Origin of the sequence: Sphingopyxis sp. 113P3 (assembly GCF_001278035.1) — a bacterium.
Taxonomy (GTDB): Bacteria; Pseudomonadota; Alphaproteobacteria; order Sphingomonadales; family Sphingomonadaceae; genus Sphingopyxis.
In genome coordinates this window covers 1,771,572-1,796,747 of record NZ_CP009452.1, presented here as the reverse complement: position 1 = coordinate 1,796,747, position 25,176 = coordinate 1,771,572, and the positions used below count along the sequence as shown (strand labels likewise).

Annotated in this window: 27 protein-coding genes and 1 pseudogene; 13 read left to right on the top strand and 15 right to left on the bottom strand. The window is 65.6% G+C overall.

Annotated features, from left to right (window positions below):
- Positions 1–129 precede the first annotated feature (129 nt).
- On the top strand, positions 130–1,134 hold the full coding sequence (locus tag LH20_RS08675; protein ID WP_053553859.1) for a hypothetical protein: 1,005 nt from the start codon (positions 130–132) through the stop codon (positions 1,132–1,134).
- Between the two features lie 102 nt (positions 1,135–1,236).
- Here the strand turns inward: LH20_RS08675 and rplL are convergent, their stop codons facing one another.
- The 4 genes from rplL to LH20_RS08655 all read right to left on the bottom strand — a co-directional run bounded on the left by rplL (position 1,237) and on the right by LH20_RS08655 (position 4,911).
- Positions 1,237–1,614 (bottom strand): 50S ribosomal protein L7/L12, encoded by a 378-nt coding sequence (rplL, locus tag LH20_RS08670; protein ID WP_053553858.1) that lies wholly within the window; start codon positions 1,612–1,614, stop codon positions 1,237–1,239.
- Between the two features lie 57 nt (positions 1,615–1,671).
- Complete coding sequence (rplJ, locus tag LH20_RS08665) at positions 1,672–2,187, bottom strand: 50S ribosomal protein L10 (RefSeq protein WP_053553857.1); 516 nt, start codon at positions 2,185–2,187, stop codon at positions 1,672–1,674.
- Positions 2,188–2,560: 373 nt separating this feature from the next.
- On the bottom strand, positions 2,561–3,499 hold the full coding sequence (locus LH20_RS08660; RefSeq protein WP_053553856.1) for a hypothetical protein: 939 nt from the start codon (positions 3,497–3,499) through the stop codon (positions 2,561–2,563).
- Positions 3,496–4,911, bottom strand: a complete 1,416-nt coding sequence (locus LH20_RS08655; protein WP_200905452.1) for a glycosyltransferase — start codon at positions 4,909–4,911, stop codon at positions 3,496–3,498. Before LH20_RS08655 ends, LH20_RS08660 begins: the two co-directional genes overlap by 4 nt.
- Positions 4,912–5,217: 306 nt before the next feature.
- On the opposite strand from LH20_RS08655, the pseudogene LH20_RS22875 reads away from it, so the two are divergent.
- The 3 genes and pseudogenes from LH20_RS22875 to LH20_RS08635 all read left to right on the top strand — a co-directional run bounded on the left by LH20_RS22875 (position 5,218) and on the right by LH20_RS08635 (position 7,103).
- Positions 5,218–5,975, top strand: a pseudogene (locus LH20_RS22875) (IS5 family transposase).
- A 184-nt stretch (positions 5,976–6,159) separates the two neighbouring features.
- Positions 6,160–6,762 (top strand): PadR family transcriptional regulator, encoded by a 603-nt coding sequence (locus tag LH20_RS08640; RefSeq protein WP_442800453.1) that lies wholly within the window; start codon positions 6,160–6,162, stop codon positions 6,760–6,762.
- Entirely contained in the window at positions 6,759–7,103 is a 345-nt protein-coding gene (locus tag LH20_RS08635) for a DUF2218 domain-containing protein (protein ID WP_235527158.1), read from the top strand. Before LH20_RS08640 ends, LH20_RS08635 begins: the two co-directional genes overlap by 4 nt.
- Here the strand turns inward: LH20_RS08635 and LH20_RS08630 are convergent.
- Complete coding sequence (locus tag LH20_RS08630; RefSeq protein ID WP_053553855.1) at positions 7,100–7,396, bottom strand: 4a-hydroxytetrahydrobiopterin dehydratase; 297 nt, start codon at positions 7,394–7,396, stop codon at positions 7,100–7,102. The genes LH20_RS08635 and LH20_RS08630 overlap by 4 nt on opposite strands.
- Positions 7,397–7,448: 52 nt before the next feature.
- Here LH20_RS08630 and LH20_RS08625 point away from each other — a divergent pair, with 52 nt between their 5' ends.
- Genes LH20_RS08625 through LH20_RS08615 form a run of 3 tightly spaced genes read left to right on the top strand, consistent with a single transcriptional unit; the run spans position 7,449 to position 9,102 of the window.
- Positions 7,449–7,877, top strand: a complete 429-nt coding sequence (locus LH20_RS08625; RefSeq protein WP_053553854.1) for a metallopeptidase family protein — start codon at positions 7,449–7,451, stop codon at positions 7,875–7,877.
- A complete protein-coding gene (gene ccmA / locus LH20_RS08620) occupies positions 7,874–8,458 on the top strand; it encodes a heme ABC exporter ATP-binding protein CcmA (RefSeq protein ID WP_053553853.1) in 585 nt (194 codons plus the stop codon). Before LH20_RS08625 ends, ccmA begins: the two co-directional genes overlap by 4 nt.
- Positions 8,455–9,102 carry a heme exporter protein CcmB gene (locus tag LH20_RS08615; protein ID WP_053553852.1) on the top strand — a complete coding sequence of 216 codons (648 nt, stop codon included), beginning with the start codon at positions 8,455–8,457 and terminating at the stop codon, positions 9,100–9,102. Before ccmA ends, LH20_RS08615 begins: the two co-directional genes overlap by 4 nt.
- A gap of 119 nt (positions 9,103–9,221) precedes the next feature.
- Here LH20_RS08615 and rplA read toward each other — a convergent pair whose 3' ends face one another.
- From rplA to secE, 5 genes are all read right to left on the bottom strand, one after another.
- Complete coding sequence (rplA, locus tag LH20_RS08610) at positions 9,222–9,917, bottom strand: 50S ribosomal protein L1 (RefSeq protein ID WP_053553851.1); 696 nt, start codon at positions 9,915–9,917, stop codon at positions 9,222–9,224.
- Positions 9,918–9,921: 4 nt separating this feature from the next.
- Positions 9,922–10,353, bottom strand: coding sequence for a 50S ribosomal protein L11 (gene rplK, locus LH20_RS08605; RefSeq protein WP_053553850.1), 432 nt, complete (start codon positions 10,351–10,353; stop codon positions 9,922–9,924).
- Positions 10,354–10,519: 166 nt separating this feature from the next.
- Positions 10,520–11,443 (bottom strand): acyl-CoA thioesterase, encoded by a 924-nt coding sequence (locus LH20_RS08600; protein ID WP_235527157.1) that lies wholly within the window; start codon positions 11,441–11,443, stop codon positions 10,520–10,522.
- Between the two features lie 89 nt (positions 11,444–11,532).
- Positions 11,533–12,069 (bottom strand): transcription termination/antitermination protein NusG, encoded by a 537-nt coding sequence (gene nusG / locus LH20_RS08595; RefSeq protein ID WP_011541737.1) that lies wholly within the window; start codon positions 12,067–12,069, stop codon positions 11,533–11,535.
- A gap of 28 nt (positions 12,070–12,097) precedes the next feature.
- Positions 12,098–12,295 carry a preprotein translocase subunit SecE gene (secE, locus tag LH20_RS08590; protein WP_053553848.1) on the bottom strand — a complete coding sequence of 66 codons (198 nt, stop codon included), beginning with the start codon at positions 12,293–12,295 and terminating at the stop codon, positions 12,098–12,100.
- 509 nt (positions 12,296–12,804) lie between these two features.
- On the opposite strand from secE, the gene LH20_RS08585 reads away from it, so the two are divergent.
- Positions 12,805–13,425 carry a PilZ domain-containing protein gene (locus LH20_RS08585; protein ID WP_053553847.1) on the top strand — a complete coding sequence of 207 codons (621 nt, stop codon included), beginning with the start codon at positions 12,805–12,807 and terminating at the stop codon, positions 13,423–13,425.
- Positions 13,426–13,445: 20 nt separating this feature from the next.
- Here LH20_RS08585 and LH20_RS08580 read toward each other — a convergent pair whose 3' ends face one another.
- The 4 genes from LH20_RS08580 to LH20_RS08565 all read right to left on the bottom strand — a co-directional run bounded on the left by LH20_RS08580 (position 13,446) and on the right by LH20_RS08565 (position 19,271).
- Positions 13,446–13,766, bottom strand: coding sequence for a DMT family transporter (locus tag LH20_RS08580; protein ID WP_053553846.1), 321 nt, complete (start codon positions 13,764–13,766; stop codon positions 13,446–13,448).
- Between the two features lie 157 nt (positions 13,767–13,923).
- Entirely contained in the window at positions 13,924–16,017 is a 2,094-nt protein-coding gene (locus LH20_RS08575; RefSeq protein WP_053553845.1) for a malate synthase G, read from the bottom strand.
- 105 nt (positions 16,018–16,122) lie between these two features.
- Positions 16,123–17,334, bottom strand: coding sequence for a GGDEF domain-containing protein (locus LH20_RS08570; RefSeq protein ID WP_053553844.1), 1,212 nt, complete (start codon positions 17,332–17,334; stop codon positions 16,123–16,125).
- 227 nt (positions 17,335–17,561) lie between these two features.
- The gene (locus LH20_RS08565; RefSeq protein WP_083455573.1) at positions 17,562–19,271 is read right to left on the bottom strand and encodes a chloride channel protein; all 1,710 of its coding nucleotides are present in this window, start codon (positions 19,269–19,271) and stop codon (positions 17,562–17,564) included.
- Positions 19,272–19,408: 137 nt separating this feature from the next.
- Between LH20_RS08565 and LH20_RS08560 the strand changes: the two genes are divergently transcribed.
- Positions 19,409–19,822 (top strand): MarR family winged helix-turn-helix transcriptional regulator, encoded by a 414-nt coding sequence (locus LH20_RS08560; protein WP_053553843.1) that lies wholly within the window; start codon positions 19,409–19,411, stop codon positions 19,820–19,822.
- Between the two features lie 10 nt (positions 19,823–19,832).
- Here the strand turns inward: LH20_RS08560 and LH20_RS08555 are convergent, their stop codons facing one another.
- Positions 19,833–20,480, bottom strand: coding sequence for a cation transporter (locus LH20_RS08555; protein WP_053556177.1), 648 nt, complete (start codon positions 20,478–20,480; stop codon positions 19,833–19,835).
- A gap of 132 nt (positions 20,481–20,612) precedes the next feature.
- Here LH20_RS08555 and LH20_RS08550 point away from each other — a divergent pair, with 132 nt between their 5' ends.
- The 4 genes from LH20_RS08550 to hrcA all read left to right on the top strand — a co-directional run bounded on the left by LH20_RS08550 (position 20,613) and on the right by hrcA (position 25,176).
- On the top strand, positions 20,613–21,821 hold the full coding sequence (locus LH20_RS08550) for a hydrolase (protein WP_053553842.1): 1,209 nt from the start codon (positions 20,613–20,615) through the stop codon (positions 21,819–21,821).
- The gene (locus LH20_RS08545; protein WP_053553841.1) at positions 21,818–22,819 is read left to right on the top strand and encodes an arginine N-succinyltransferase; all 1,002 of its coding nucleotides are present in this window, start codon (positions 21,818–21,820) and stop codon (positions 22,817–22,819) included. The genes LH20_RS08550 and LH20_RS08545 overlap by 4 nt, the downstream gene beginning before the upstream one ends.
- Positions 22,820–24,070 (top strand): N-succinylarginine dihydrolase, encoded by a 1,251-nt coding sequence (locus tag LH20_RS08540; RefSeq protein ID WP_053553840.1) that lies wholly within the window; start codon positions 22,820–22,822, stop codon positions 24,068–24,070.
- Between the two features lie 62 nt (positions 24,071–24,132).
- The gene (gene hrcA, locus LH20_RS08535; protein WP_053556176.1) at positions 24,133–25,176 is read left to right on the top strand and encodes a heat-inducible transcriptional repressor HrcA; all 1,044 of its coding nucleotides are present in this window, start codon (positions 24,133–24,135) and stop codon (positions 25,174–25,176) included.

Genomic DNA, 25,176 nt, shown 5'->3' with positions numbered 1-25,176 from the left:
CAAAAGCGCCCCCTCGCGAGCTTTTGCGACGGCGCATTTCTTCATCATGCCGTCCGGTAGCCACCGCTCATCGTGAAATCTGCAGGTTTTGAGCAGCGCTTTGGGCGCGCTGCCCGTTTCTCCTTCACTATGAGCAAGAATAATCCCCTCTCCCGTCCCGCCACGAGCGCGATTGCCGCGTTCCTGGCTATCACCGCTCCTGCCGCCTTTGCGCAGGACGCCCCCAATGTTCCGATGACCTCGCCCGTGGCCGCGCCTCCGCCCGTCATCGTACCAGCCCCGGCGCCGGCCCCGACGACCCCGACGGTCGAGGAGACTGCGCCGGCGCCCAAGCCCGTGATCCGCGTCCCACTCGATCTTCCGGCGCCTGCCGAGCCCGCGGTCAAGGCCGAAGCCCAGGTGGCCCCGGTCCCCAAGCGCGCTGAACGCCCTGTCGCGGCGGAGCGCAGCGAGCGCGCGGCTCCCGCGGCTCCCAGGACTGCGGCACCGGCGCCGGCTGAGGCCTCGCGCGCCGCAGCCCCCGCGGACACCTCCGCCGAGCCGCTCCCCGTCCCCATGACGAGCGAGCCCGAGCCGGTAGCGGATACCGCGCCGCTCGCAACAGATGAGCGCGCCGCCGCGGACGATGGTTTTCCCTGGGAGCTTGTCGGCGGGGCCGCTGCGCTGCTCCTTGCGGGCGGCGCGGGTCTTGCCTTCGCGCGCCGCCGCCGCGGCGGTGAAAATAGCGCGCCTGGTATGAGCTATGAGGAGATGGCAGCGGCCGAGGCGATGCCCTATAATCCGCCGGTCGCACCGAAGCGTACCCCGCCTCGTGCGCCGCAGGCAATCCCCGCCTTCCCGGCATCGCACGGTAGCATGGGCCGCCATCAGGCGCTCGCAATGGCGGGCCCAACGCCCGACAATCCCTTCGCGACGCTCTCCAAGCGGATGAAGCGTGCGCGCTTCCTCGACCAGAAGGAGCGCCAGGCCTATGCGGACACGCTCGCGGACCAGAAGGATCTGCGCCGCAAGCCCGCGAGCGCCTGGGAGGTGTCGCAGCGCGCCGAGCCTGCTCCCCTTGAGCAGGAGGTCCGTCGCCCTGAAGCGGGGCCCGGCCGCAAGGGCGCGCTCCGCCCGGGATGGAATCGTCCCTGATTTTGCGAGCAGAGCATGAAAAAGGGCGGCGCCGCGTGGCACCGCCCTTTTTCTTGTCGGAAAAGCGAGGGCCGGCGAACCGGCCCCGTCCCGTGAGCTGAATTACTTCAGTTCGACGGTCGCGCCGGCCGCTTCGAGCTTCTTCTTCAGCTCTTCGGCTTCGGCCTTGTTCACGCCTTCCTTGACGGCCTTCGGCGCGCCTTCGACGAGCGCCTTGGCTTCGCCAAGACCCAGGCCGGTGATCGCGCGGACTTCCTTGATGACGTTGATCTTCTGACCACCGTCGCCCGTCAGGATGACGTCGAACTCGTCCTTCTCTTCAGCGGCGGGAGCAGCAGCACCCGCACCGCCCGGAGCGGCAACCGCCACGGCAGCGGCGGCCGAAACGCCCCACTTTTCTTCGAGCAGCTTCGAAAGCTCGGCAGCTTCCAGAACGGTCAGCGCCGACAGGTCGTCAACGATCTTAGCAAGATCAGCCATTTTCATTCTCCATCAGAACCGGGGAAAGCCCGGTGAATTGTTAGGGGTAGGTAAAAATTATGCCGCTTCCTTGGCGCCATAGGCACCAAAGACCCGCGCCAGCTGACCAGCCGGGGCCGCCGCAATCTGGGCAACCTTGGTGGCCGGAGCCTGGAGCAGGCCAACGAGCTTGCCGCGCAGTTCGTCGAGCGACGGCAGCGCCGCGAGCGCCTTCACGCCTTCCACGTCGAGAACCACGTCCCCCATGCCGCCACCGACGATCTCAAGCTTGTCGTTGGTCTTGGCAAATTCCACCGCGACCTTCGCCGCCGCCACCGCATCGGTGGAAGCCGCAATGGCCGTGGGGCCGGTCAGCAGGTCGCCGATGCCGGTGTAGGGCGTGCCATCGAGCGCGATCTTGGCCAGGCGGTTCTTCGTGACCTTGAAGCTCGCCCCGGCGTCGCGCATCTGCTGACGAAGCACCGTCGACTGAGCGACGGTAAGACCAAGGTTGCGAACAATCACAACCGAGGCAGCATTCGACAGCGTAGCGTTCAGCGCAGATACGGCTTCGGCCTTTTCAGCACGATCCATGCCTGTTTCTCCACTCTTGCCCGAATGCGAGCGTGCACAAGGCACGCGCGCCGCCGGGCGGCTAACACACGCAGGCAGACGCGGGACGGATCCCGCCTCAACCTGCGCAACGATGTCCGATGGGGTCGGTCAAGCCGCGACGCCGTCTGGGGCGGGCGACCGATAAAGACTGTTCCCCGTCTCGGCTGGAAATTAAGAAGGGCAAAGTCCCTTCACCAACTGTCTCGGACGGAATCGCCGGGACCGAGGCCACGGCGACACGGGCCGCCTCATAGCGGTGGGCGCCGCAAAGTCAAGGCCGTGTCCGGGTTCAGTACATATGAGACTGCTGGAGATTTCCGCAGCGGATGGCCTGGAGACACTCGGCGCGAGCTTAAAAGGCGCGGGCGATCCCGAGCATTGCCTGTCCATAATCATAGGCGCCGCTGTTTTGCGGGATATTGTTGTACTGGACGCTCGCCTTCCCATACCAGCCGCGGCCGACCTCGGGGCTCGTGACCTCGGCGGCCGCAAAATAGGAGGCACGCCAGTCGCTGATCGCATCGCGCTGCGCGCCAACTCCGCCCGCGGCCATGTACCGCCAGCCGCCGCTGAAGCGCCGCACCTGGAGGACGGGGAGAATCTGGGCGTACCAGCGCGGCGAATAATAATCATATTCGCCAGGCCTGGTGCTGCGGAAATAGCGCGTGCGAAGCTGAGCGCTCAGCCCCCATTCGGGTTCCACCACATGCACATAGTTCGCGCGCGCGTGGAGGCGAACATTCTTGCCGGTGAACTCCTGCGCACCCGCGACGAGGGTAAAGCTATTGCGATCATCGACCGGCAGGTCGAGCGCCGCGCCCGCGAACGTGTAATAAATGCCCTCATTTACCCCCCGCGGCGTCTCGACGACGTCGCGCTCGATGAAGAATTCCTTCCGGAAGGCAGCATCGTCGTGGATCGAGGCCGACCCGATCACCGTGTCGCCGTCGGTGCCAACCTGGCTATTCCACGCCCAATGTCCGCCGCTATCGGCATAGCGCAGGAAGACGCGCTCCTTGCCCACCGTCTTCTGGCCGAGCGGGCGGTACCAGGCCTTTTCGGCGCGCACGCCCAGATAGTCCTGCTGGCCGCGATAGCGAAGGTCCAGATTGACACCTGCGCGGTAGACGTCGGTGTTGTCGGCGTCGGTCGAGACGAAAAGATCGAGCCCCACCGCGCGGCTCGCCGGGGCTTCCGCTTCAGCGGGCACATGCGCACCCTCCTGCGCTCCCGCCGGCAGGCCCGCCGAAGCGAGGAATATCGCCGCGGCGATGATCGATGTCCGTTTCACTTGGTATCCCATTTCTTTTTCATCCCGATGATCTCGGCGGCATAGCCCCACACACAAACCGGCTGCATCAGGAGGCTGTACGCCAGAGCGTAAAAGAGAAATCCCATCGGATTGCGCCGGACCTTCAGATCCTGGCCTTCGAAGACGCCGCGCTGAATGCGGAAGATGACGATGTTCCAGAGCGCTGCGAGCGGCAGGACCGCGAGCGTCAGTGGCCCCGCGATATAGTAATAGCCGAACATCGCGAGGATGATCCCCGGAATGAAGATGAAGCTGTAGACAAGGTCGAGCGGCAGGAAGCAGACGTTCCACCAGATGAACAGCGTCGACATCCGCCGCTTGAAGAGCAGGCGCCAATGCGCCTTGAACGCCTCCATAAGACCGCGTGACCAGCGCTTGCGCTGCAGCGCGAACTGGCGGAAGCCTTCGGGCACGTTGGTGAAGGCCAGCGCATTGTCGGCGTAGCCGATACGATAGTCGCGCTCGAGCAGCGCCCATGAGACCACAATGTCCTCGCCGACGCATTCGGGCCAGCCGCCGACCTCTTCGAGCGCATCGCGGCGATAGAGCGAGAAGGCACCCTGCGCGACGAGCGTGCCGTGGTACATGCCCTGCATCCGCTTCACCGACGCAATGCCGTGGAAATAGTCCCACTCCTGCGCGCGGGTCAAAAGGTTGGTCCGTGAATTGCGGACCATCACCGCCCCAGCCACCGCGACCGTATTGTCGGGGTCGGAAAGATAGCGACTGACGATCTGGGTGAGCGCGTTGCTCCGCATCCAGCAGTCTCCGTCGACCGTCACGACCAAGTCGTGCGCTGCCGCGCGCAGACCGTCGTTCAGCACGGCCGACTTGCCGCGGTTGACGCTGAAGTCATGGAGCGTGAAGACCGCGTCCCTTGGCAGCGGGAGCGAGGCGAGCTCTTCGCGCACGATGCTCGCGGTTTCGTCCGACGAGCCGTCGTTGAGGATGAGGACCTCAAGCGGTCCCCCATAATCCTGGCGCGCGAGGCTCGTCAGCGTGTCACGGATACCACCCGCTTCATTGTAAGCCGCGACGAGGACGGTAACGCCGGGCAGCGTTTTCGCGGGAGCCCGGGCAAGAGGCCTGCGATCGAGCGACAGCGTCGCGATCAGAAAGGCATTCATGAACCCCGGCACGTAGGCGATGAAGATGATCGAGACGAGCGCGAACGCCCAGTTCGTCACCGCGGCAAGATCAATGAGCCAGCGCCGCGACAGCCAGACGCTGAGCGCCGTCCAACTCGCCGCGATCAGCAGCGCCAGCAGGAACTTGCCCCGCACGCCCAGATAGATGCGGCGCCATTCCTCTTCGCCCGCCGAGCCGCTGGGCATTGCGCGGTCGTTCGCGGCGACGGCAATACGCCCTCGCGCCGTGCTTGTCCCCGACATGATTTGAGTCCCACAATCTCGTTTTCTGGTCCAATACGAGAGGCCTCGGTCGTTAACGGCGCACCGTTAAAATCCGATAAACCACCCGCAAAGGGGCCGATGGATGTTCAAAACGAAAATCTCTGCATTCGCCCAAGGGCCGTCGCGTGACGCGAACGAGGCCCGGGCCCTGCAGATTTCTTGCGGCCGCATCTTTTCCGCGGTCTCAGCGATGCGGGCTCCTAGGGTCCAAACTCAATCAGCCTCTTGAAAATCGGCGTGTACATTGATTCAGGGAGTCTCCACTGAAGCAGGAGGCTGTTGGAGATGTCGCGTTCGTTGTTCTGGCTGTCGGATGAAGCATGGCGGGCGATCGAGCCCCACCTGCCGAAGAACCAGCCCGGAGCGCGGCGGGTCGATGATCGCAGGGTGATCTCGGGCATCATCCACATGCTCAAGTGTGGTGGCCGCTGGGCGGACTGCCCGTCCGAATACGGCCCTTCGACGACGGTCTACAATCGCTGGAACCGGTGGAGCCGCCGCGGCATCTGGACGCGCATCCTGGCGGCGCTGACCGAGCAAGGCTGGATCGCGGAGACCGGCCAGATCGACAGCAGCTACATCAAGGCTCACCGCTCTGCCGGTGGCGCAAAAGGGGGGCGCGGGCCAATGCCATTGGCATCTCGCGTGGAGGCAGGACAACGAAGATCCACGCGCTTGTCGATGTTCTCGGAAGACCACTGCGCCTCGTCCTGACGCCCGGCAACACATCTGATGTGAAAGGCGCAGACCTACTGATCGGTGAAACTATCGGCATGAAGCGGGTGATCGCCGACCGTGGCTACGACGCGAACCGCATCAGGGCCGCCTTACGAGAGCAGGGCACGATCCCGGTGATCCCCGGACGGCGCAACCGCAAGCGCCCGATCCAGTATGACGAACGCCGCTACAAGGACCGCTGGCGGGTCGAGGCCATGTTCTGCCGCCTCAAGGACTTCCGCCGCATCGCTACTCGTTACGACAAGCTCGCCCGCAACTTCCTATCCGCCGTAAGCCTCGCCGCTGCCGTCGCCTTCTGGCTGTGATTGAGTCTCGACCCTAGTTTCAAATGAAAACTAGTCAAGTCATGGCGACGTTCAGAATCGACGAACCGAGTGGTGCCTCCCGGCTTTCACCGCCGGCCCTTTTTTCGTCGCGAACGAAAGGCCCTTGAAGAAATGTTTGTAAGATATATCTTAGAGCCATCTTGAAACACACTAAGGAAGATAAATGCGCAATCACATGGATGTCACTGGCCGCTGCGGCCACCGCCACGCAATGCATCGCGGCGGCCGGGGTCACGGTTTCGGCCATGGTTTCGGGCGCGGTTTTGGCGGGCGCCACGGCGATGACAGCCCCGGCCGCGGTCCGCGGCGGCGGATGTTCGACAGCGGCGAGCTCCGGCTCGTCCTGTTAAAGCTGATCGCCGACGAGCCGCGGCACGGCTACGACCTCATCCGCCAGATCGAGGAACTGACAGGCGGCGCCTATGCACCGAGCCCCGGGGTCATCTACCCCACCCTCACCCTGCTCGATGACATGGGCCAGATTGCTGCGCAGCAAAGCGAGGGTTCAAAGAAGCTCTTCGCAATCACGCCCGAGGGCCAGGCAGAGCTCGACGCCAACCAGGACCGCATCGCGGCCCTCATCGCGCGCCTGACTGCAATCGGCGAAGAACGCCAGCGAACCGATGCAGCCTCCGTCCGCCGCGCCATGGGCAATTTGCGTCAGGTGCTGATCAACCGGCTGGGCGGCCGCGAGGTGGATACCGAAACGCTCAACGCCATCGTCGCCCTCATCGACGAGGCAGCGCAGAAGATCGAGCGACTGTGAGCGAGGGCAGCATCGCCATATCCGCCGCAGCGCATGTTCCCACCCTTAATGCAGGCAAATATCTGCACCAGCTCTGCAAGCATTGGCAGCATAATCTGGCCGTCGAATTCACCCCCGAGGGCGGCAAGATATGCTTTCCCAGGGACACGCGCGGGGCCGACTGGCCGGGCGATGCGATCGTGGCCTTCGAGGCAGCTGCGGACGGGCTCGCCGTGCGGATCGAGGCGAGCGCGGAGGGACAGCTCGAAGCGCTGAAAGGCGCTGTCGCGCGCCACCTCGATCGCTTTGCATTCCGCGAAGCCCCGCTCGCATTTGACTGGCGAGCGCTGCCGAGCGGCTAGGCCGATCCGGCCAGCCGCTCGATGGCTTCGGCAAGACGGGCGTCGCGCTCCGACAGGCCATCGCAATCATGTGTGGTCAGCAGGATATCGACGCGGTTGTAGACGTTCGCCCATTCGGGGTGATGGCCCATCTTCTCCGCGATGATCGCGACGCTCGTCATGAAGCCGAAGGCCTGCGCGAAATCGGCGAACTGGAAACGCCGCCGGATCGCATCGCGATCAGGATCATGCGTCCAGTCGGGAAAACGGGCGAGGAGCGCGGCGCGCGCCTCGTCGCTGAGTTTCTGAACCACTGCTTCTTCTCCCGCTGGTCAAGCCGTGCCGCCCGCCATAAGGAAGGGCGCGATGAGCGACAAGTCCGCCCTCCTCGACCTTCCCGACGGCTGGACCGGCCGCGCGCCCGATGCACAAGCCTTCCAGGCGATGGCAGACACCGCGCTGGCAACGCTTCCGGCGGTTTTCACGCCGCATGTCGCGAACCTTGTCATCGCGATCGAGGAGATCGCCGACGACGAAATTCTCGCCTCGCTCGGCATTGACCATCCCTATGAACTCACCGGTCTTTACGAAGGCCGCCCGCTGACCGAGCGCAGCATCGACGAGAGCGGGGGCATGCCCGACCGCGTCACCCTCTACCGAATCCCGATTCTCGTCGAATGGATCGAGGAAGGCGAGCGGCTCGACCGGCTCGTACGCCACGTTCTGATCCACGAGATCGGCCATCATTTCGGTTTCTCGGACGCCGATATGCACGCCCTGGAAGACATGGCATGACCGAGCTGCTCGGGTTCGATCGGGTAGCCTGTATCCGCGGCGACCGGCTGCTGTTCGAAGGGCTGTCGATGACGCTGGCCCGCGGCGGCGCGCTATGGCTTCGCGGCCCCAATGGCGCAGGCAAGTCGAGCCTCATCCGCCTCGCTGCCGACCTCCTGCGTCCTGCTGCAGGCACGATAACGCGCCGTGAGCGCGCTGCGCTGGTCGACGAGGCGGCGGCGCTCGATCCGGAGTTGCCGCTGCGCCGCGCGCTCGACTTCTGGGCGCGGGTCGACACGGTCGACGGGCACGCGGTCGACCGGGCGATGGACGCGATGGCGCTTGCCAGTCTCAGTGACGTGCCGGTCTCGATGCTTTCGACCGGGCAGCGCAAGCGCGCGGCCCTCGTGCGCGTGATCGCGAGCGGTGCACCGATCTGGCTGCTCGACGAGCCTGCCAACGGCATGGATGATGCAGCGCAGGCACGTCTCGTTGCTGCGATTGCTGCGCACCGCGCGAATGGCGGCGCGGTGCTGCTCGCGTCGCATTTCGCGCTGGGAATCCCTGACATGGCCGAGCTCGACATGGGCGCGCTGGCATGACCGCTCTCCTTGCGCTTTTCTGGCGTGACCTGCGCCGCGCATGGGGTAGCGGGGCGCTGTGGCTGCCGATTGTCTTCTTCCTCCTCGTCGCGACGGCTTTTCCTTTCGCAGTCGGTCCTGACGCGCCGCTGCTCGCGAAGACCGGCGGCGGCATGGTCTGGGTTGCGGCGCTTCTTGCGGCGCTTCTGCCGATCGACCGGCTTGTGCGGCCCGATCGCGACGCCGGGGTTCTCGACCAGCTCGCCGTACGCGGCTTTGCCGACGAGCTGATCGCAGCGGTGAAGATCGCGGCGCACACGATCGGCTTTGGCCTGCCGCTGCTTGCCGCGCTGCTTCCCGCCGCGGCGCTCCTCGCCCAGGACGGCGCCCGCGTCGCGGCGCTCGCGACTGGGCTCACCATGGCCATCCCCGCGCTCGCGGCGCTCGCCGTACTTAGCGCTGCGCTCACCGCGAACCTCAAGGGTGGGAGCGCGATCGGGGGCCTTCTCGTGCTCCCGCTCGCCGTCCCGCTCCTGATCTTCGGCGCCGGAATGCTCGATCCCTCGGGGCGCGGGGCGCTGAAGCTGCTCGCAGCCTCAAGCCTGCTGCTCACCGCGATCGGCCCCTTCGCCGCGGGCGCCGCGCTGAGGGGGCTAAGGGAATGACCTTGGGCGAGATAGAGGCCCGTCCGACGAAACCGCTCCTGACCAGGTGACCCCCTGCGGCAAATGAGAAAAGGGCCGGAGTTTCCCCCGGCCCTTCCCTTGATTCCTGTGCGCTTCGATCAGGCGCCGATTTCAGCCGTGTCGACCTTCACGCCGGGGCCCATCGACGAGGACAGCGCGATCTTGCGGACATATTTGCCCTTAGCGCCGGCCGGCTTCGCCTTGACGATCGCATCGACGAAGGCGTCGAAGTTCTGGCGCAGCTTTTCCTCGCCGAACGACAGCTTGCCGAGACCAGCGTGGATGATACCCGCCTTTTCGACGCGGAATTCGATCTGACCGCCCTTGGCGGCCTTCACGGCTTCGGCGACATTCGGGGTCACGGTGCCGAGCTTCGGGTTCGGCATCAGCCCCTTGGGGCCGAGCGTCTTGCCGAGGCGGCCGACGATGCCCATCATGTCCGGCGTCGCGATGACGCGGCCATAGTCGAGGTTGCCCGCGAGCATGTCTTCCATCAGGTCTTCAGCGCCGACCTTGTCGGCTCCGGCAGCCAGCGCCTTCTCGGCATTGTCACCGCGTGCGAACACGGCGACCTTGACGTCCTTGCCGGTACCGGCGGGCAGCGTGACGACGCCGCGGACCATCTGGTCGGCGTGACGCGGATCGACACCCAGGTTCATCGCGATTTCGAGCGTCTCGTCGAACTTGGCCGAGGCCAGCTCGCGAACGGTCTTCAGCGCTTCATCAACGCTGTGCAGCTTGAGGCTGTCAACCTTGCCCTCGAGGGCCTTCTGCTTCTTGGTCAGCTTTGCCATCGGTTCAGCCCTCCGTCACTTCGAGGCCCATCGAGCGGGCGCTGCCTTCGATGATCTTCGTCGCGTGCTCGATGTCGTTGGCGTTCAGATCCTTCATCTTGATCTCGGCGATCTCGGCGAGCTTCGAGCGCGAGATCTTGCCGCTGCTGATCTTGCCCGGCTCCTTCGAACCCGACTTCAGGTTCGCGGCCTTCTTGATCAGATAGGTCGCCGGGGGCGTCTTGGTGACGAAGGAAAAGCTCTTGTCGGCATAGACGGTGATGATGGTGGGGGTCGGCGTGCCCTTGTCAAGCCCGTCGGTCGCGGCGTTGAACGCCTTGCAGAATTCCATGATGTTGACGCCGCGCTGACCCAGCGCCGGGCCGAGCGGCGGCGAGGGGTTGGCAGTGCCGGCAGGCACCTGCAGCTTGATGTAGCCGCTAATCTTCTTGGCCATGATGGCCTCCTTTCTTTCTATCGCCCCGGACGGGTCCGAGGCTCAAAATAAGCGGTCAAACAGAAGGGCATCACCCCTTCCTCCCGCGCGGACTCGCGACCTTTTGCGACGCGAAGCGGCGCCCCTAGCGGGAAGACCGTACAAAAGCAAGCAATTTGGCGGGTTTTCAGTCCTGCGGCACGAGCCGCAGCAACCCCTCCTGCACCGCCGAGGCGATGAGCGTCCCGTCGCGGTGATAAATGGAGCCGCGATTGAGGCCGCGGCTTCCCCCCGACCAGTCGCTGTCCATCACATAGACGAACCACTCGTCGACGCGAATATCGTCATGGAACCACATCGCATGATCGAGGCTGGTCGAAAAAAGACCCGGCGTCGACCAATTGAGACCATGCGGCAGCATTGCCGACGAAAGAAGCCCCATGTCCGAGGCGAAAGCGAGAAACGCGCGGTGTATCAGCGGATCGTCGCCGATGGGCGCGGCGACCCGAAACCATTGATAATGCTGCGTCGCGCCGGCGGGACGGTGATTTCGAAGCTCGAAGGCGCGGCGGCGCGCCATATGATCGAACGCCTCTTCCGACACGCTGGGATCAGCAGCGATCGTCTCGAGAAAATCGACGCACGCCTCGGGCGGCAGGAGGTCCGGCATCGGCACCTGGTGCGCAAGACCCGGCGTCGGCCGCTGAAAAGAGGCCGTCAGGTTGAAGATGACCTTGCCGTCCTGGCGCACCACGACGCGGCGATTGGCGAAGCTTCGGCCATCGAAATCGCGGTGGACGCGAAAATGGAGCGGCTTGGTTTCGTCGCCTCCGCGCAGGAAATAGGCATGAAGCGAATGAACCGCCTTGTCCGTCTCGACGGTGCGCGCGGCGGCAATCATCGCCTGAGCGATGACCTGGCCGCCAAAGATGCGGTCGCGCGCGGTTGTTGCAAGCGCGGGGAAGACGAACTCATCCTCGACGCCCGGAACCGGTTCGAGCGTGAACAGCCGCGCAACATCCTGAACAACGGCTTCGGCCGACACTTTGGCATTGATTGCACGTGCCCGCGCCATGCGAGCCTCAATCTCGGCGGGAGAGAGAGATGTCACGGGTGGCCCCTTTGTATGTCACCCCCGGGCAAGCCGGGATCGCTCACCGTCACCTGTGCCAGCCATCCCGGCTTTCGCCGGGCTGAGGCTTACTTCATGCGTTCGACCTGCTCGAAATCGAGCTCGACGGGCGTCGCACGGCCGAAGATCGACACCGACACCTTGACCCGCGCCTTGTCGAAGTCGAGTTCCTCGACCACGCCATTGAAGCTCGCGAACGGACCTTCGAGCACCTTGACCTGGTCGCCGATCTCATAGTCGACCCGGATTTCGGTCTTGGGACGCGCTGCAGCCTCTTCCTTGCTGTTGAGGATCCGGGCGGCCTCGGCCTCGCTGATCGCCTGGGGCTTGCCTGACGAGCCCAGAAAGCCCGTTACCTTCGGCGTGTTCTTGACGAGGTGATAGACATCGTCGGTCATCGTGAGCTTGGCGAGAACATAGCCGGGGAAGAATTTCCGTTCGGCCTGCACCTTCTTGCCGCGCTTGACCTCGGTGACGGTCTCGACCGGCACCTCGACCGCTTCGACGAAATCGGTAAGCCCCATGCGTTCCGCTTCGGCAAGAACCGAATCGCGAACCTTGTTTTCGAAACCCGAATAGGCGTGAATGATGTACCAGCGCGCCATATGTCTGCGTATCCCTGTGTGAGTGCGCTTAGCGCGCGAGCGACGTCAGCCAGCCGACGATCGCGTTGAAAACCGTGTCGACGCCCAGGAAGAACAGCGACAGCAACGTCGTCATGATCAGCACCATGATCGTCGTCTGCATCGTCTGGCGGCCGGTCGGCCACACGATCTTGGTGGCTTCGGTCTTCACCTGGTTGACGAATTCGCCAATCTTCGGCCTCGCCATGTCGATCGTCCTGTTCCTGCCTGTCCAATGGTTTCGGCCAGATGGGTTGCCGCCCCGTCCGCGTCAAGCGCGTTTCGGGCAATAGTCCGCCCACCCTCCCCGGGCATGCCGGCGAAAGGCGGAAGGAAAAACGGCGCATCTGTCCGAATGAAAGGGGCCTTTAGCCGGGCCCCCAGCCCTTGGCAAGCAATTGCCGCACCCAGCCGGCTTTCTCACGTCGTCCGGCGAAGGCCAGGCGCCCTCGCCTCCCCTTTTCGCATCCTGGCTTGTCCCTCTTTGCGCCAAGAGGCCGAAAGGATCGCGACCAAATCGGCAGCGCCGTCCATCATCCAACTGAAAAATCTTGATAAATTTTATTGCTGCGAGCGGCCGATGATTAACATTAGATTAGGGATGTTGCGGCGATAAGCTTTCGAAATTTACATCAGGGGCAATCGGCGCCACATGTTAGCCAACCATAACATTCGCTGGCTCTGTCTGGGCGCACAGTCTTTGATACGGAGAATGGCATGAATGTATCCCGGGCCCCCCACCCTACGGGACTCACGTCGGACCTCGCCGACAGCGACAGGCGGATCAGCAACCGCCACTGCACCGTCTATCGCATCGCGGCGGTCGAGCGAGAGGGCGACGCAGGCTTCTGGCGCGTCCGCAATATTTCGGACAATGGCATGATGCTCGCCGCGAGCGTCGAGGTCACACCCGGCGAGCGCCTCCAGATCGCCCTTTCAGACACCGCGCGCCTGACAGGTGAAGTCGTCTGGGCCGAAAGCGGGCGCTGCGGCGTCGCGTTCGACACGCCAATCAATGCCGCCGAACTGCTCAAGCAGCTCGCCGCCGAGCAGAAGGCGTCGAGCTATCGCGCGCCCCGACTGGCCGTGCGCAGCCACGCCACCATCGTGACCGACGAGGGCAGCCGAGAGGTCGACGTGGTCAACCTTTCGCAACAGGGCGCGGGGCTCGCTCACGAGGGCGAGCTTCCCGTCGGAACCAAGCTCGAGCTGATCCTCGAGGGCGGCATCCGCCGCCGCGGTATCGTGCGCTGGTCGCGCAAGGGGCAAACCGGCGTCTGGCTGACCGCCCCGCTCGAGCAGGCTGACCTTGAGAGCATCCGGCGCTTCGAGGACTGACCTGGGATAAAGCGATCGGTTCAGGTCTGCGACGAGAGCTTCATCAGCGCGAGCCCGGCGAGGATCAGCAGCGCGGCGGCGATGCGCCCCGCGCTCGCTCCCTCGCCGAGAACCCAGATGCCGACGAGAAAGGCTCCCACCGCCCCGATGCCGGTCCACACGGCATAGGCGGTGCCGAGCGGAAGCGTCTTCATCGATAGCGCCAGCAAAGCAAAGCTGGCGAGCATGGCGATAATCGTGACGAGCGACGGGCCGAGCCGGGTGAAGCCGTCCGACTGCTTCATGGCAAAGGCCCAGACGATTTCGAGAAGTCCGGCGATCACGAGATAAATCCACGCCACGGGGGCAGCCTCCTTCCAGGGCCGCCGGGCCGTCCCGGACTTCAGACCCGCAAGCCAGGCGGGCGGGGACGTGGCCCCGGCGCGGCCCCAAGCAAGGGCCGCGGCGACGCCTCTAGCCCGGACGCGGCCGACCGGCAATGCCGAAGCGGCTCGCGCGTCAGGCCGTCTTCTTCGCCTGCCGGAACTTGTGGAGCAAGGGCTCGGTATAGCCCGAAGGCTGCGCGGCGCCCTCGAAGATCAGCGCGCGCGCTGCCTGCCAGGCGATGCCGGCAGGGGTGAGCTTTTCATAGAGGGGGTCGCCCGCATTCTGCGCATCGACCTTCGCTGCCATCCGCGCAAGCGCTGCATCGACCTGCGCTTCGGTACAGACGCCGTGGAGCAGCCAGTTGGCGAGCGCCTGCGAGCTGATACGGAGCGTTGCCCGGTCCTCCATCAGACCGACGTCATCGATGTCGGGGACTTTCGAGCAGCCGACACCCTGGTCGATCCAGCGCACGACATAGCCCAATATGCCCTGGCAATTATTGTCGAGCTCGCGGGTCACCTCCGCTTCGCTCCAGTTGCGACCATTTGCGACGGGAATGGCGAGCAAGCGGTCGAGCGCGGGCGCCGCCTCGCCGGCAATCTCCCTCTGGCGCTGAAAGACGTCGACCTGGTGATAGTGGAGCGCGTGCAGCGTCGCGGCGGTCGGCGAGGGCACCCATGCGGTGTTCGCCCCCGATTTGGGATGGCCGATCTTCGCGTCCAGCATCGCGCGCATCATGTCGGGCATCGCCCACATGCCCTTGCCGATCTGCGCCTTGCCGCTGAGCCCGCAGGCAAGCCCGATGCGCACGTTGCGATCCTCATAGGCGGCGATCCAGTCCGATGCCTTCATCTCGCCCTTGGGGATCATGGGCCCGGCGTGCATCGAGGTATGGATCTCGTCGCCGGTGCGGTCGAGAAAGCCTGTATTGATGAAGACGATCCGGTCCTTCACCGCTTCGATGCACGCGGCAAGATTGGCGCTCGTGCGCCGCTCCTCATCCATCACGCCCACCTTGATCGTGTGACGCGCAAGGCCCAGCATATCCTCGACCGCGTCAAAGAGCCGGTCGGTGAACCCGCATTCCTCGGGCCCATGCTGCTTGGGCTTGACGATGTAGATGCTTCCCGCGCGGCTGTTCGTGAGCTGGCCAAGGCCCTTGAGGTCATGCAGCGCACACAGGCTGGTGATGACCGCGTCGCAAATTCCCTCCGGCGCCTCCGCGCCACCGGGCAGCCGGATCATTGGCGTTGTCATGAGGTGGCCGACATTGCGCACGAACATCACGCTGCGCCCATGCAGCGTGAAGGGCTCGCCCGAAGGCGAGGCCCATTCGCGGTCCGCCGCCATCGCGCGCGTCACCGTCTTGCCGCCCTTCTCGAAGCTCTCGACGAGATCGCCGCGCATCAGCCCAAGCCAGTTTGAATAGCCGAGCACCTTGTCCTCGCCGTCGACCGCGGCAACACTGTCTTCCAGATCGATGATCGTCGTCAGCGCGGCCTCGAGGAGCACGTCGGCGATCCCCGCAGGGTCCGTCTTGCCGATCGCGCTGTCCGGATCGATCACCAATTCGATATGGAGGCCGTTATGGCGCAGGAGAATGCCTCCGGGCTTCTTCCCCACCCACTGCGAGGGATCAGCGAGCTGCGGATCCCCGCCCTGCCAATTGGCCCAGCTCCCCGACGCGAGCGGCACCGCCTCGTCGAGAAACGCCTTGGCGCGCGCGATCACCGCCGCGCCGCGCTCGGCGTCATAGCCGCCGGGCCGCGCCGGGGGCGCATCGAGCGCGTCGGTACCGTAAAAGGCGTCGTAGAGACTGCCCCAGCGCGCATTGGCGGCGTTGAGGGCAAAGCGCGCGTTAAGCGCAGGCACGACGAGCTGCGGGCCTGCCATTGCCGCGATCTCGGGGTCGACATTCGCCGTGCCCACCGCAAAGGGCGCGGGCTCGGGAACCAGATAACCGATCTCGCGCAGGAAGGCCTCATAAGCCGCGCTATCGTGCGGCTGGCCGGCGCGCGCCTGGTGCCAGGCATCGATCTTCGACTGCAAATCCTCGCGTTTTGCGAGCAGCGTCGCATTCTCGGGCGCGAAGTTGGCGAGAAGGCCTGCGAAATCCGACCAGAAGGCGGCCGCATCGACCCCGGTTCGAGGGATCGCCCGTTCCTCGATGAAGGAGACGAGACGCGAATCGACCGACAGACCGCCACGATCGAGAAATTCAGTCATGCAAACACCCTTTGGTCAGCGCGAGCGCGCGTGGGACCCGGGGAGGAAAGGGCCCGCGCCCTATGGCGCGAATAGCGCAAGATGGCAACTGCCTCGCGGAGGGTTTCACGCACGGCTCTGGCCCGATGCCGTCCGGACTCCGAGCGGCGTCGGGGTTGGCGGCAACTCGTGGAGCGCAACGCACACCTGGTTCCGTCCGCCCGCCTTTGCCCGGTAGAGCGCCGTGTCGGCGCGCCGCGACAGATCAAACAGCGTGTCGCCGGGCATGACCTGCGCGACGCCGAAGGAGGCCGAGACGGTGGCATCGATCCCGAGATCGGCGAGCGAGGCAGCGCTGAAGGCAGTGCGCGCAGCCTCGGCCTGCCGGCGCCCCTCGGAAAGATCGGCGCCTGTGATCAGGACTGCGAACTCCTCGCCCCCCAACCGGCTCACGACCGCGCTCTCGCTCACGCTCTCGCGCAGCACATCGGCAAAATGCGCGATCACGCCGTCGCCCGCTGCATGGCCGAAGCTGTCGTTGATTGCCTTGAAATGGTCGAGGTCGGCGGCGATCATCACCGCAGGCGTGCCGGTGCGCAGCGCGCGGGCGATGCGCCGCTCGGCATGCCGGTCGAAGCCGCGCCGGTTGAGCAGCCCTGAGAGCGAATCGGTTTCGGAGCGCACGAGCATCTCCGCAGTTGCATCGCGCATCATCACGAGCAGTAGCACGAGCGCGAGCGCCACCAGCGTCACAGCGCCCATGCTCTGCGAAATCGCGGCATAGGTCGAGGCCATGTAGGATTGAGGCGTGTTTGCCGCACCGATCGTCGCAGCGATGAAGGGCTTGATCGCATAGAGAAGCGCCGACAGCACGGTCAGCCCGACCAGCAGCAGGTCGAGCGCCTGCCGCCTGCGCGACTGGAGCACGACGACGCCGACGAGCAATTGCGCCGCGACATAGGGCAGTTGATAAAGGACACGCCGCAGCATCGACGGGCCCGGCATGGTGAAGAGAAAAGGCACCGCAAGCAGGGTGAGCAGCCAGATCGCGGCGAGCGTCCTGAAAGGCGGCGGCACGCCATAGTGGCGCGCGATCCCGATCACGCAGAGCGTCAGCGCGAGCAGATAGGTCAGGAATATGCCGATGCCCACCAGCGTCGGGTCCGACTGGAGCGGGAGCAGAAATTCAAGAGCGACGTCGAGGATGCCCATCGCATAACCCGACGCAATCCATGCGGCCCCCCGCGCCCGCCGCTGCGTCGCGGCGACCACGGCAAAGGCAATCGCGAAAATTCCCGCGATAACCATGTTGATAACCAGAATGAACGCCGCCGTCATATTGCGCCCTGCTTAGCGAATTTTACTGCGGCGTGCGCTGTGAATCTTTCAAGGATCGGCAATCCTCTGCATCGGTTCCAGGCGAGCAAGCACTGGGGAGCGCCCCCATCCTTGTCGCATCCCCTTGATCTGCGCCGGGTGTCCGCTCGGACTCTTTCTGGCAAATCGGCTCCATCCGCCTTCGGCCCCAAGGCCAAGCCCATCCGTACGTCCCCCGCAACGCCCAACTATTCCCCCGCCCCTTCTTCCCCGAAGCGTGCCCGCGATGTCTCCATCTGGCGGTGACTGTGGCGTGCTTTCAAAAGATCATGGCGGGACAACAAGCCCACGACCTTGCGCGTTACGGGATCGACGATCGGAATGCGCCCGACCCCCGTTTCGACGATCAGGTCAGCAACCTGTCCGACCGGAGTTTCGGCATAGGCGACGGGCTGCGCCGCATCGGAGACAAGGTCGGCGAGCGTCCGGTCGGCGGGCATGTCGGCGACGCGCCAGCCGAGCGCGTCGGTGCGCGAGGCGAGGCCGAGCAGCCGCCCCGCGGCATCGACGACGGGATAGCTGCGATGATCGGCCTCTTCGGCAAAGAAGCGCAGCGCGGCGCCGGCGGTCAGCGTTCCCGGCAGCGTCGCAGGGTCTTTCGTCATCAGGTCGCGCGCTTGCATCAGGTCCATCGGGTCGACGACATATTCCTGGCGGATATGGCGGCCGCGCCGCGCGATCTTTTCGGTGAGGATCGACCGGCGCATGATGAGGACGCTGACGGCGTAGGCGGTGCCCGCGCTCGCAACAGACAGCGGCAGCGCCTCGAACAGGCCCGTCACCTCGGCTGCAAAAAACGCGCCGGTGAGCGGCGCGCGCATCGCCCCGCTCAGGATTCCCGCCATGCCGGCAAGCGCCCATAAACCCGGCCCGCCGAACCACAAGTGGCCCGCGAGCGCTCCTGCCGCGCCGCCGAGGATGAGCAGCGGGGCCAATATGCCGCCCGACGTCCCCGACCCCAGCGCGACGAGCCAGACGACCCCTTTGACGATCAGCAATGCGAGCACGACGCGCAGCCCCAGCGATCCGTCGAGCAGAGCCTGAATACTGCCATAGCCTGCGCCAAGCACATGCGCATCAACAAGACCGCCCAGCCCGACGACGATACCGCCGATCGCTGGCCACCACATCCAGTGAAGGGGGAGCCGGTGGAACAGGTCCTCGATGCGATAAAGGAGCGCCGACAGCAGCGTCGCCTGAAGTCCGACCGCAATGCCGAGCAGCCCCGCCGCCGCGAGCGCAGGCCCCATCGCAGGCAAATCGGCTCGCATCGGGAACATCGGTCCGCTGCCAACGAGCGCGGGCCGGAACGCGACCGCGACGAGCACCGCGACAACGACGGGAACGAAGCTGCGCGGTTTCCATTCGAACAGGAGCACTTCGAGTGCGAGCAGGATCGCGGCGATCGGGGTGCCGAAGATCGCCGTCATTCCCGCGGCGGCGCCCGCAACGAGGAGGGTCTTGCGCTCGGCGGAACTCAGGCGAAAGCATTGGGCGAACAGCGACCCGATCGCCCCGCCGGTCATGATGATCGGCCCTTCGGCGCCGAAGGGCCCGCCGCTCCCGATCGAGATCGCCGAGGAAATCGGCTTCAGGATCGCAACCTTGAGCGAAAGGCGGCTCTGCCCGTAGAGGATGGCCTCGATCGCCTCGGGGATGCCGTGGCCGCGGATCTTGTCCGATCCGAAACGCGCCATCAGCCCGACGATCAGGCTGCCAAGAGCGGGGATCGCCACTATGAAGAGTCCGACCGACGCGTCGGTGATCGCTGCATGATCCGCCGACAGGCGAGCGAACCAGAAGAGGTTGGTCGCCAGCGCAATCAGCTTCAGCAGAACCCACGCACCGAGAGCGCCGCCCGCGCCGACGACGATCGCCATCGCGGCGAGCAGCAGCATGCGCTTGTCGGCGCTATGGTCCGAGAGTTTGGGGGCGGCGGCGGTGGATTGCGATGACACGGCTTGTCCGGCATGGGTGAAAAGGGGCGCTGGGCCAATATATCGCAATGCGACATAATTCAATTCCGAGAGTGATGATGCCGAAAATCGACGATTCCCTGACCGACGCGGACTATGCCGCGCTCGCCGATTTTCGCCATGCGCTGCGCCAGTTCCTCGCCTTCAGCGAAGCGCGAGCGGCTGAAAAGGGGCTGACGCCGCAGCAGCATCAGGCCTTGCTCGCGATCCGCGGCGCGGCGCCCGAGGCGCCGACGATCGGCACCGTCGCGCAGCGACTGATGCTGAAACCGCACAGCGCAAGCGGCCTGATCGATCGGCTCGAGCTTCTGGGCCTCGTCCGCCGCGAGGTCGCGGCAGACGACCGCCGGCGCGCGACCCTCTATCTCACCCAAAAGGCGCACGCGGTGCTGCAATCCCTCTCGGCGGTGCACCGCGAGGAGATCCGCCGCCTTCGCCCGGCACTCGAAGACATGCTGCGCCATATCGGCTGAGACGCGCGCTTCAGGCCGCGCCGCGCGCCGCGCGCTGCTCGGCGGCGACGCTCGCGAGTTCGCCGCGCGCCTGGCGGATGATCTGCCACCCGCCGCTGATTCCGAGGCTTGCGAGGATGCCCGCGACGACCAGGTCGGGCCAACCGGAGCCGGTACCAAACACGCCGAGCGCCGCCGCCACCACGGCAATATTGCCGATCGCGTCGTTGCGCGAGCAGATCCAGACCGAGCGGCGGTTTGCGTCGCCCTCGCGGTGGCGCCACAGCATGAGAGCGCAGCTGATATTCGCCGCAAGTGCGAGGAGGCCAATCACGCCCATGGTCTCAGCGTGCGGCAGCGAGCCCGCGAGCGCCATCCACACCGTGCTTGCCAGCACCCAGAAGCCGAGGAGGAGGAGCGAGGCGCCCTTGAACCAGGCGGCCCGGGCGCGCCACTTGAGCGCGAGTCCCGCGACGCCGAGACTGATCGCATAATTGGCACTGTCGCCGAGGAAATCGAGCGCGTCGGCCTGGAGCGCGGCCGACGCTGCGGCGACGCCGCCCACGATCTCGACCGCGAACATGCCGGCGTTGATCGCAAGCGCAATCCACAACACCCGCCGCCACGCCTTGTCGTCGGGGGGCGGGCTCGTCTCGCATCCGCAGCAACCAGCAGCCATGTTCGCGTCCTCGACTCGCCGCTCGGCCATCGAGTGAACCGCGCCCCGGACGCGGGGTCAAGCATGGGGGCGCCCGCAACAAAATGACAAGACGGGGTGCAAAAGCATCGCGGGCCCCGCTATAGCCGTGCGATGATCAGCCCCACCGCCACCGAGACCGCGACGCTGGAGCGCGCCGCCGACGCGCCGATGCTGGCGCAGGTCGAGCGCTGGGCAGCAGTCAACAGCGGCACCGGCAACCTTTCAGGGCTGAAGACGGTTGCGGGGCTCCTCGCTGACGCCTTTGCCGCGCTCCCGGGCGAGGTGCGGCTCGTCCCGCCGGCGCCAGTGGAAAGCGTCGACGCTAAAGGCACGGTGCAAGCGATCGAGCGGGGCGAGCATCTCCACGTGCGCGTGCGCCCTGATGCTCCCGTGCAGCTGCTTTTTACCGGGCATATGGACACGGTGTTTGCCGCGGACCATCCCTTCCAGTCGCTCCGCTGGCTTGAAGAGGGGATTCTCAACGGACCGGGCACCGCGGACATGAAGGGCGGCATCGCGGTCATCCTCGCGGCGCTTTCGGCGCTTGAGACCTCTCCGCTCAGCGGCCGCGTCGGCTATGACGTGATGATCAACAGCGATGAAGAAACGGGCAGCCACGCCTCGGCTCCGCTCATCGCCGAGCTCGCCGCGGGCAAGACCGCCGCGCTGACCTTCGAACCCGCGCTTCCCGACGGCACGCTTGCAGGGGCGCGGCCAGGCAGCGGAAACTTCAGCATTCTCATCCACGGCCGCTCCGCCCATGCGGGCCGCAACCCTGACGAGGGGCGCAATGCCCTCGTCGCCGCTGCCGACCTCGCGCTACGCCTCGATGCGCTCAAATCTGCGAAGCTCAAGGTCAACCCGGCGAAGATCGACGGGGGCGGCCCCAATAATGTCGTCCCCGACCAGGCTATCCTGCGCGTCAATCTTCGCCCTGAGAGCCCTGAAGCCATGGCCGCCGCCGAGGCCGCGCTGCGCAGCAATGTTGCCGGCATCGAACGCGACCATGACGTTCACTGCCATCTTTACGGCGGCTTCAACCGCCCGCCCAAGCCGCTCGACCCCGCTGCGACGCGACTCTTTCAACTCGTTCGCGAATGCGGCGGGGCGCTCGGCATCGACATCGCGTGGAAAGCGACCGGCGGCGTGTGCGACGGCAACAATATCGCGGCCTGCGGCATCCCGGTCGTCGACACAATGGGTCCACGCGGCGGCGCCATTCACAGCGCGGATGAATTTCTGATCACCGGCAGCCTCGCCGAGCGGGCACAGCTGTCGGCGCTCGTCATGATGAGACTAGCAGAACGGGGGACCGTGTGAACCATGTGATCCGGGCGGCCAGGCCGGGCGATTTGCAGAGCATCTACGAGATGGCGAAGCTGACAGGCGGAGGCTTCACCAACCTTCCTCCCGACAAGAAGGCGCTTCGCGCCAAGCTCGAGCGCGCCGAGGCAAGCTTTGCCTCGGACAGGGAATATCCCTCTGACGAGCTTTACCTGCTCGTCCTTGAAGACCGCGTAACGGGGGACGTGCGCGGCACCTGTCAGATTTTCGGGCAGGTGGGCCAACGCTGGCCCTTCTATTCCTACCGTATCGGCACCGACAGCAAGCATAGCGAGCAGCTCGGCCGCACCTTTCACGCGCAGATCCTGATGCTCAGCAACGACCTTAACGGCTCAAGCGAGGTCGGCGGGCTCTTCCTTCACCCCGCGGCACGCGCTGGCGGGCTCGGGCTGCTCCTCGCGCGTTCGCGCTATCTCTTCATTGCCCGCCACCGCGCGCGCTTTGGCGACCGCATCCTTGCCGAGCTGCGCGGGGTGATCGACGAAGCCGGCGGATCGCCCTTCTGGGACGGCGTCGCGGGCAAGTTCTTCGGGATGAGCTTTCAGGAGGCCGACCAGTTCAACGCGGTGCACGGGAACCAGTTCATCGCCGACCTCATGCCCAAGCACCCCGTCTATATCGCGATGCTCCCCGAAAGCGCGCGCGCGGTCATCGGCGTACCCCACCCGAGCGGGCGCGCTGCAATGCGGATGCTCGAGAATGAGGGATTCGCCTTTGAAAATTATGTCGACATCTTCGATGGCGGCCCCACGATGACCGCGCGCACCGATCAGGTAATGAGCGTGCGCGATGCGAAACATATCGAGGTCACGGGGATCGGCGAAGCGGGCGAGGACGCTCTGATCGCGACCGGGCGGCTCGCAGACTTCCGCTGCTGTTTCGGAAAGGTCGGCGCCGATGGCACGATCGATGCCGACAGCGCCCGTTTGCTCGGCGTTGGCGCGGGCGACGCGATCAGCTGGATCGGACGCTAGATGCTCACCGAAATCAACTTCGATGGCATCATCGGCCCGACGCACAATTATGCAGGGCTCAGCCGCGGCAATATCGCGTCGGCGAGCCACGCCGGCGACATCTCGCAGCCACGCGCCGCGGCGCTGCAGGGCATCGAGAAAATGCGCCACAATCTCGCGCTCGGGTTGCCGCAGGCCTTTCTGGTGCCGCTCGATCGCCCCGACATCGCCTGGCTCAAGACGCTCGAAACGAGCCTCGACGACGCCGAACCGCATCTCAGAGCGCAAGCCTGGTCGGCCTCCTCGATGTGGGCCGCCAATGCCGCGACCGTCTCGCCCGCGCCCGATAGCGGCGACGGCAAATGTCATCTCACCGTCGCCAATCTCGTCACCATGCCGCACCGTAGCCACGAGTGGCAAGGCACGCTCGCCCAGCTCCGCATCGCCTTTGCCGACCCCGCCTTTGCCGTACACGGTCCCATCCCTGCCCCCTTCGGCGACGAGGGTGCGGCAAACCACATGCGGCTTTGCAGGGGGCACGGCGCGCCGGGGCTCGAGATTTTCGTCTATGGCGTCGGCGGCGGGCGTTTCCCGGCACGCCAGCATCTCGATGCCTCAAAAGCGATCGCGCGCCGCCACCGCCTCGATCCTGCGCGCACGCTGTTCCTCCGCCAGTCGGACGTTGCGATCCAGGGCGGGGCCTTTCACAACGACGTCGTCGCGGTAGCGAACGAGCATGTGCTCTTCACCCACCAGAGCGCGTTTCACGACCGCGAAGCGGCGCACGCCGAGATCCGGGCTGCCTTTCCCGAGGTCGAAATTGTCGAGGTACCGACCGCCGCGGTGAGCCTTGCAGACGCGGTCAAATCCTATCTCTTCAACGCCCAGCTTGTGAGTCTCCCCGAAAGCGGGGGCATGGGCCTCGTGTTGCCGACCGAGGCGAAGGAAACGCCCGCGGTATGGAGCTGGCTTGAGACCATGGTCGCTGGGAACGGCCCGATCCGCCAGCTTTTCCCGGTCGACGTCCGCCAGTCGATGGCGAACGGCGGCGGCCCTGCCTGCCTCAGGCTGCGCGTCGTGGCCGATCCCGCGAGCGTCGACCCGCGCTTTCTCGCCGATGAAGCGAAGCTCGACCGGGTCGCAGCCGTGGTTGCAACCCATTGGCCCGAGGCGATTGCGCCGGGCGATCTCGCATCGGCCGCGCTTGTTGCAGATGTGCGCAAGGCGCGGGCTGCCCTTCTCGAGGCGCTCGAACTTACCGCTCTCCTCTGACACGGGCGTTGAGGCAGAAGGGGGCGCTTGCCCCCGCCCCGTGCCATGCCTACATCGTGAGCATGACAACGCCGCCCATCACCGAACTCACCACGCGCGCGCGCGACGTGTTCCGGCTGGTCGTCGATGCCTATCTCGAGACCGGACAGCCGGTCGGATCGCGCACGCTCTCCAAGCTTGCAGCGCTCAATCTCTCGCCGGCCTCGATCCGCAATGTGATGCAGGATCTCGAAGAACTCGGCCTACTCGCCAGCCCCCACACGAGCGCCGGACGGCTCCCCACCGAGCAGGGACTGCGGCTCTTTGTCGACGGGATGATGCAGGTCGCCGAACCGAGCGCAGAGGACCGGGCGCAGATCGAGGCGAGTCTCGCCGACGCCGGCCCGATCGAAAGCGCGCTCGCCCAGGCGACCGCCGCACTTTCCGGGCTCTCGGCCTGCGCCGGGCTCGTCCTCGTACCCAAGCATGAGCGGGTGCTGAAGCAGGTCGCCTTCGTGCCGATGTCGGCGAACCAGGCGCTTGTCGTCCTCGTTGCGGGCGACGGCACGGTCGAGAACCGGGTCATCGACATCCCGGCCGGACTTCAGCCCTCGGCGCTGGTCGAGGCGGGCAATTATATCTCGGCGATGCTTTCGGGAATGACACTCGCCGAAGCGCAGGCGTGCGTGCGGCGCGAGATCGAGGCCGAGCGCATCGCGGTCGACCGCGCCGCCGCCGATCTCGTGTCGCGCGGGCTCGCGGTCTGGTCGTCGGACGGCGCCGACCGTCCGGTGCTGATCGTGCGCGGGCAGGCCAACCTGCTCGACGAAAATGCGGTCGGCGACCTCGACCGGGTACGGCAACTCCTCGACGAGCTCGAGACCAAGCAGGACATTGCGCAGCTTCTCGACAGCGCGCGCGATGGCAGTGCGACCCGTATCTTCATCGGGTCGGAGAATAAGCTCTTTTCGCTCTCGGGCTCGTCGGTTATCGCCGCGCCCTATCGCGGATCGGATGGGCGCGTCGTCGGCGTCGTCGGGGTTATCGGCCCGACGCGCTTGAACTACGCGCGCATCGTACCCATGGTGGATTTCACCGCACAATCGCTCTCCAGACTGATACGATAG